Source organism: Rhodoferax potami (assembly GCF_032193765.1).
GTDB lineage: Bacteria > Pseudomonadota > Gammaproteobacteria > Burkholderiales > Burkholderiaceae_C > Allorhodoferax > Allorhodoferax potami.
Genome location: NZ_JAVBIJ010000001.1, coordinates 3,842,501 through 3,845,000 on the forward strand (window position 1 = coordinate 3,842,501; position 2,500 = coordinate 3,845,000).

Below are 2,500 nucleotides of genomic sequence, written 5' to 3' on the forward strand. Positions count from 1 at the left end.
TCACTGGTTGCGAAAGCAAGTGGTGATGTCATTTACGGCATAACGCGACAGGTGAGAGACCTGTCAAACATTCCTTGAAGATGACGGAGATACTCGCAAGAGTGGTCAAAGTTATAGGGTCAAGTGAATAAGAGCATGTGGTGGATGCCTTGGCAATGATAGGCGACGAAGGACGTGATAGCCTGCGATAAGCTTCGGGGAGCTGGCAAATTAGCTTTGATCCGGAGATTTCCGAATGGGGAAACCCACCCTTAGGGGTATCGCATACTGAATACATAGGTATGCGAGGCGAACCGGGTGAACTGAAACATCTCAGTAGCTCGAGGAAAAGACATCAACCGAGATTCCGAAAGTAGTGGCGAGCGAAATCGGAGAAGCCTGCAAGTGATAGCACAAGACATAACGGAACAGCCTGGAAATGCTGGCCATAGCGGGTGATAGCCCCGTACGTGAAATGACCTGTGTGGTACTGAGCTTGCGAAAAGTAGGGCGGGACACGAGAAATCCTGTCTGAATATGGGGGGACCATCCTCCAAGGCTAAATACTCATCATTGACCGATAGTGAACTAGTACCGTGAGGGAAAGGCGAAAAGAACCCCGGGAGGGGAGTGAAATAGATCCTGAAACCGCATGCTTACAAAAAGTAGGAGCCCGTAAGGGTGACTGCGTACCTTTTGTATAATGGGTCAGCGACTTACATTCAGTGGCAAGGTTAACCGAATAGGGAAGCCGTAGAGAAATCGAGTCCGAATAGGGCGTCTAGTCGCTGGGTGTAGACCCGAAACCAAGTGATCTATCCATGGCCAGGATGAAGGTGCCGTAACAGGTACTGGAGGTCCGAACCGACTAGTGTTGCAAAACTAGCGGATGAGCTGTGGATAGGGGTGAAAGGCTAAACAAACTTGGAAATAGCTGGTTCTCTCCGAAAACTATTTAGGTAGTGCCTCAAGTATTACCTGCGGGGGTAGAGCACTGTTTTGGCTAGGGGGTCATGGCGACTTACCAAACCAATGCAAACTCCGAATACCGCAGAGTACAGCTTGGGAGACAGAGCACCGGGTGCTAACGTCCGGACTCAAGAGGGAAACAACCCAGACCGCCAGCTAAGGTCCCTAAAATTGGCTAAGTGGGAAACGAAGTGGGAAGGCTAAAACAGTCAGGATGTTGGCTTAGAAGCAGCCATCATTTAAAGAAAGCGTAATAGCTCACTGATCGAGTCGTCCTGCGCGGAAGATGTAACGGGGCTAAGCCAGTTACCGAAGCTGCGGATTTGCAATTTATTGCAAGTGGTAGGAGAGCGTTCTGTAAGCCTGTGAAGGTGCGTTGTAAAGCGTGCTGGAGGTATCAGAAGTGCGAATGCTGACATGAGTAGCGTTAAAGGGGGTGAAAAGCCCCCTCGCCGTAAGCGCAAGGTTTTCTACGCAACGTTCATCGGCGTAGAGTGAGTTGGCCCCTAAGGCGAGGCAGAGATGCGTAGCTGATGGGAAACAGGTCAATATTCCTGTACCGATGTGTAGTGCGATGTGGGGACGGAGAAGGTTAACTCAGCCAACTGTTGGACATGTTGGTTCAAGCTTGTAGTCGTGCCTGGTAGGCAAATCCGCCGGGCTTAGATGAGGAGTGATAACGAGTCTGCTTGCAGACGAAGTGAGTGATACCCTGCTTCCAGGAAAAGCCACTAAGCTTCAGCTACACACGACCGTACCGCAAACCGACACTGGTGCGCGAGATGAGTATTCTAAGGCGCTTGAGAGAACTCAGGAGAAGGAACTCGGCAAATTGACACCGTAACTTCGGAAGAAGGTGTGCCTTTAGTAGGTGAAGTCCCTCGCGGATGGAGCCCAATGAGGTTGCAAAAAATCGGTGGCTGCGACTGTTTATTAAAAACACAGCACTCTGCAAACACGAAAGTGGACGTATAGGGTGTGACGCCTGCCCGGTGCTGGAAGATTAAATGATGGGGTGCAAGCTCTTGATTGAAGTCCCAGTAAACGGCGGCCGTAACTATAACGGTCCTAAGGTAGCGAAATTCCTTGTCGGGTAAGTTCCGACCTGCACGAATGGCGTAACGATGGCCACACTGTCTCCTCCTGAGACTCAGCGAAGTTGAAATGTTTGTGATGATGCAATCTCCCCGCGGAAAGACGGAAAGACCCCATGAACCTTTACTGTAGCTTTGTATTGGACTTTGAACAGATCTGTGTAGGATAGGTGGGAGGCTTTGAAGTAGGGTCGCTAGATCTTATGGAGCCAACGTTGAAATACCACCCTGGTGTGTTTGAGGTTCTAACCTAGGTCCATTATCTGGATCGGGGACAGTGCATGGTAGGCAGTTTGACTGGGGCGGTCTCCTCCCAAAGCGTAACGGAGGAGTTCGAAGGTACGCTAGTTACGGTCGGACATCGTGATGATAGTGCAATGGCATAAGCGTGCTTAACTGCGAGACTGACAAGTCGAGCAGATGCGAAAGCAGGACATAGTGATCCGGTGGTTCTGTAT

General features: G+C 50.4%; 1 rRNA gene (only partly in view). It reads left to right on the forward strand.

Annotated elements, in window-relative coordinates:
• The first annotated feature begins 117 nt into the window (after positions 1 to 117).
• Positions 118 to 2,500, forward strand: a 23S ribosomal RNA gene (locus RAE21_RS18575); it runs 495 nt beyond the window's last position.